This is a genomic window from Candidatus Methylomirabilota bacterium, assembly GCA_036005065.1.
Taxonomy (GTDB): Bacteria; Methylomirabilota; Methylomirabilia; order Rokubacteriales; family DASRDR01; genus DASYQW01.
In genome coordinates, this window is sequence record DASYQW010000275.1 from 1 (window position 1) to 4,360 (window position 4,360).

Sequence of the window (4,360 nt, forward strand, 5' to 3'; positions counted from 1 at the left end):
GGGCTACGCGGCCCAGATCCAGGGCCTCGAGAGGGAGATCCAGACCGAGGGCACCAAGAAGCAGGCCGAGCTGGCCAAGATGGACGCCGCCATCAAGGCGCTCCAGGACGAGCTCGACAAGCAGGCGGCGGTGCTGAGCCCGGAGGCGGCCGAGCGCAAGCGCCAGGACATCGTGAAGAAGACCCGCGATCGCCAGGCGTACGTCGAGGACGGCCAGCAGGAGCTGCAGCGCATGCGGGAACAGGCCGAGCAGAAGGCCCAGGGCCTGAACAACGAGTTCCAGCAGAAGATCAAGCCCCACATCGATGCCGTGGCCAAGGAGAAGGGGATCGACATCATCCTCACGAGCCAGGTCGCGTTGACGCTGAACCGGGAGTTCGACATCTCGCGCGACGTGATCACCAAGGCCGACGCCGCCGAGCGCGCCGCCCAGGCCGCGAAACCCGCCGCCCCCAAGCCCGCCGCCGCCGCGCCCCCCGCGGGCACGCCGCCGCCCACCGCGCCGGCGCCCAAGCCGACGCCGACCCCGACCCCGAGCCCACAGCCGTAGGTGGAGCCGGCCGCCGCCCCCGCGATCGACGTCGCCGGCCTGGTCCGCCAGATTCCCACCCAGTACCCGTTCGTGCTGGTGGACCGGGTCGTGGAGCACGATCCCGGCGGGCGGCTGGTGGCGATCAAGAACGTCACCGGCTCGGAGGAGTTCTTCGAGGGCCACTTCCCTGGCGCCCCGGTCATGCCGGGTGTGCTGCTCATGGAGAGTCTGGCCCAGGCGGCGGGGATCTGGCTGCTGAACAACGCGCCGGACCCGCGCGGCCTCGAGGTCCACGTGGTCGGCATCGACCAGGCCAAGTTCCGGCGCCCGGTCCTGCCCGGGGATCAGCTCCGGCTCGAGATCACCGTGCTCCGGCGGCGGGGGCCGCTCTGCCGCATACGCGGCGACGTGAAGTCGGGAGAGAACCGGGTCGCCGAGGCCAACCTGCTCCTGCGCGTGGCCTCACTGGAGCCGCCCGACGTCGATCCCACCGCCCGGGTCGCGCCCGGCGCGGTGCTGGGTCCGGGGGTGCAGGTCGGGCCGTACGCGGTCGTGGGGCCGCGCGTGCGCATCGGCGCGCGCACGATCCTCGCGTCCCACGTCGTCGTGGACGGCGACACGGAGCTCGGGGCCGACAACCACCTCTATCCCTTCTGCTCGGTCGGCCTCGCCCCCCAGGACAAGAAGTACCACGGGGAGCACACCCGGCTCGTCATCGGGGACCGCAACGCGGTGCGCGAGTTCGTGACCATCCAGCCGGGCACCGCCGGCGGGGGAGGGCTGACCCGCATCGGCTCCGACAACCTGTTCATGGCCTACGCGCACGTGGCCCACGACTGCCTCGTCGGCGACCACACCATCTTCGCCAACGGAGCCACCCTGGCCGGGCACGTGGAGGTGGCGGACTGGGCCACGATCGGGGCCTACTCCGGCGTGCACCAGTTCTGCCGGGTAGGGACCCACTCTTTCGTGGGCGGCTACACCGTGGCCACCAAGGACGTGCTGCCCTACTCCAAGACGGTGGGCAACCGCGCCTGCATCTACGGCGTGAACACGATCGGGCTCACGCGCCGCGGCTTCCCGGCCGAGACCATCGCCGCGATCCGCCGGGCCTTCCGCGTGCTCGTCCAGAGCCGCCTGAACACCAGCGAAGCGGTGGCGCGGCTGGAGGCGGAGGGATCGCCGCATCCCGAGGTGCTCGGGCTGGTCGAGTTCATCCGGGGGGCGCGGCGCGGCGTGATCCTGAAGCGCCACATCCGCCACCGGGTGTCCGAAGAAGCGTGAGCGCTCCGCCGCTCGGGCTGATCGCCGGCAACGGGCGGTTTCCCTTCCTGGTGGCCGCCGCCGCCCGGCGGGCGGGGCGGCGCGTGGTGGCGGTGGCGGTCAAGGAGGAAGCCTCGCCGGAGCTGGCCGGCAGCGTCGATGAGATCCACTGGGTCGGCCTCGGCCAGCTCGGCCGGTGCATCGAGGCCCTCAAGGCGGGCGGCGTGAGCGAGGCCGTGATGGCGGGACAGGTCCAGCACCGCCGTATCTTCTCCGGCATCGTCCCCGACCTGAAGCTGGCCGGCGTCCTGGTACGGCTCGCGGTGAAGAACACGGACAGCCTCATCGGGGGAGTCGCCGACGCGCTCTCGCGGGAGGGCATCACGCTGCTCCCGTCGACGGCCCTGCTCGACGACCAGATGGCGACGGCCGGCGCGATGAGCGGGCGGAAGCCCGGCGGCGACGAGCGCAAGGACATCGCGTACGGCGTCAGGGTGGCCCGCGCGCTCTCGGCCCTGGACCTCGGCCAGACCGTCGTCATCAAGGACCGGGCGGCGGTGGCCCTGGAGGCCATGGAGGGAACCGACGAGGTGATCCGCCGGGCCGGACGGCTCGCGGGGGCGGGCACGACTGTCGTGAAGCTGGCCAAGCCCAGCCAGGACATGCGGTTCGACGTGCCCGTGGTCGGCTCGCGGACGCTCGAGGCCATGCGCGAGGCGGGGGCGCGCGTCCTGGCGGTGGAGGCGGGCCGGACGCTCCTTCTCGACCGCGCGGCCCTCGTCGCCGCGGCCGACGAGGGGGGCATCGCCCTCTGGGGGATCGGTCCCGAGGCGCTGGAGGACGAGTGACCGTCCGCGTGGGCGTCGTCGGCGTCGGGGCCCTCGGCCAGCACCACGCAAGGGTGTACGCGGACCTGCCGGGAGCGGCGCTCGCCGGCATCTACGACGCGGACCCGTCGCGTGCGGCCGAGGTTGCGGCCCGCCATGGCGTGCCGGCATTCGCTCGGTTGGGGGAACTGGCAGAGGCGGCCGAGGCAATCTCCGTTGCGGTCCCCACGGTGGACCATCACCGCGTGGCCCGGACGCTGCTCGAGGCGGGCCGCGACGTCCTCGTCGAGAAGCCGATGACGGCGCGTTTGGAGGAGGCGCAGGACCTGATCGGCCTGGCCAGCGAGAAGGGAGCGATCCTGCAGGTCGGGCACATCGAGCGGTTCAACCCGGCGGTCGACGTGCTGCGCCAGGCCGTCCTCCAGCCGCGGTTCATCGAGGTCCACCGCCTCAGCCCGTTCTCCCCCCGCAGCCTCGACGTCGACGTGGTCCTCGACCTGATGATCCACGACCTGGACATCGTGCTCTGCCTGGACGGCTCGGGGGCGGTCCAGGTCGACGCGGTAGGGGTGCCCGTGCTCACCTCGAAGGTGGACATCGCCAATGTCCGCCTCCGCTTCGCGTCTGGCCTCATCGCAAACCTGACGGCCAGCCGCGTCTCGGCCGAGAAGGTGCGGAAGTTCCGGGTATTTTCCCCGAAAACATACATCTCAGTGGATTTCGCGGCTCGATCCGCTCAGGTTTATCGTCTGATCCAAGGGAAGGATGGACCGGAGATCACAACCGAGCGAACCGCGGCCCCCAACGAGGAGCCGCTCAAGCGACAACTGGCCGCCTTCGTGGCGGCGGTCCGGGAGCGAACGGCGCCGGCGGTGACGGGCGCCGACGGCCTGCGAGCGCTGGCCCTGGCCCACACCGTTCTCGGACGCATGACGGAATAGCGTAGAATACGTGGGCCGTCTTCGGCCTCGCCGAGTTTTAGTTCGGACGGCATCCCAGATCTTGTGAGACCGGGGCCAGGCCCCGCGACATCTAGTAGCGTCGGACCCGTTTTGGCGTGATTCATGCTATGGTTTGTTGTCGGCTTGGGGGACTGAGGTAAGCCGTGGGCCGCTTCGACCAGCGCCAAGGCTTCCTGATGTCCGCGATCGTGCACCTGATGATCATGATGGCGCTCATCAACCGAGTGGCGACCCGAGAGAAGGCCAAGGACTCGACGGCGAGCTTCGGGCCCGTCAAGGAACATATCTTCATGCCCTCCCGTGAGTTGCTGCGGCAACTCGCTCCGCCGCCGGCGCACCGGAGCCCCGCTCCCGTCCCCACGCCGCCCGCGCTTCAGGCGCGGCCCAAGGACCGGATCAGCATCGGGCCCCCCTCGGCCGACCGCGCGAAGGTGCTCGAGCTGAGGCGGGAGGACGACCTCACGAAGGTCCCGAAAGGCAAGCCCAACGCGCTTCCGTCGGCGCCCCCGACTCCAGCGCCAGCCGCCGCTTCTTCGCCGGCCCCGGCCACCGGGACGGGCGCCGAGGTCCGGCGAGCGGAAGGGCTCCGCCTTCCGGGCGGCCTCAACCAGCCGGCTCCCGGCGAGGAAGGCTCACGCGCCGGGGGCGCCAGCGCCCGGCCCACCCTGGCCGAGTCCCTGAGGAATCTCGATCAGCGCCTGGCCGACGTCGGCCCGCGCGGCCTCGAGAGCGGGACCGGCCAGCAGATGGGACCGCTCTTCTTCGACCCCGAAGGG

Annotated in this window: 5 protein-coding genes; all 5 read left to right on the forward strand. The window is 71.4% G+C overall.

Going from position 1 to position 4,360, the window contains the following annotated elements:
• The coding region (locus VGW35_18985) for an OmpH family outer membrane protein (protein ID HEV8309752.1) at positions 1–550 on the forward strand (550 nt) is incomplete at its 5' end.
• On the forward strand, positions 551–1,816 hold the full coding sequence (gene lpxA / locus VGW35_18990; GenBank protein HEV8309753.1) for an acyl-ACP--UDP-N-acetylglucosamine O-acyltransferase: 1,266 nt from the start codon (positions 551–553) through the stop codon (positions 1,814–1,816). It abuts the gene before it with no gap.
• Positions 1,813–2,643, forward strand: a complete 831-nt coding sequence (gene lpxI, locus VGW35_18995) for a UDP-2,3-diacylglucosamine diphosphatase LpxI (GenBank protein HEV8309754.1) — start codon at positions 1,813–1,815, stop codon at positions 2,641–2,643. The genes lpxA and lpxI overlap by 4 nt, the downstream gene beginning before the upstream one ends.
• The gene (locus VGW35_19000; protein HEV8309755.1) at positions 2,640–3,563 is read left to right on the forward strand and encodes a Gfo/Idh/MocA family oxidoreductase; all 924 of its coding nucleotides are present in this window, start codon (positions 2,640–2,642) and stop codon (positions 3,561–3,563) included. The genes lpxI and VGW35_19000 overlap by 4 nt, the downstream gene beginning before the upstream one ends.
• Before the next feature lie 164 nt (positions 3,564–3,727).
• A partial coding sequence (locus tag VGW35_19005) for a hypothetical protein (GenBank protein ID HEV8309756.1) occupies positions 3,728–4,360 on the forward strand: 633 nt, incomplete at its 3' end.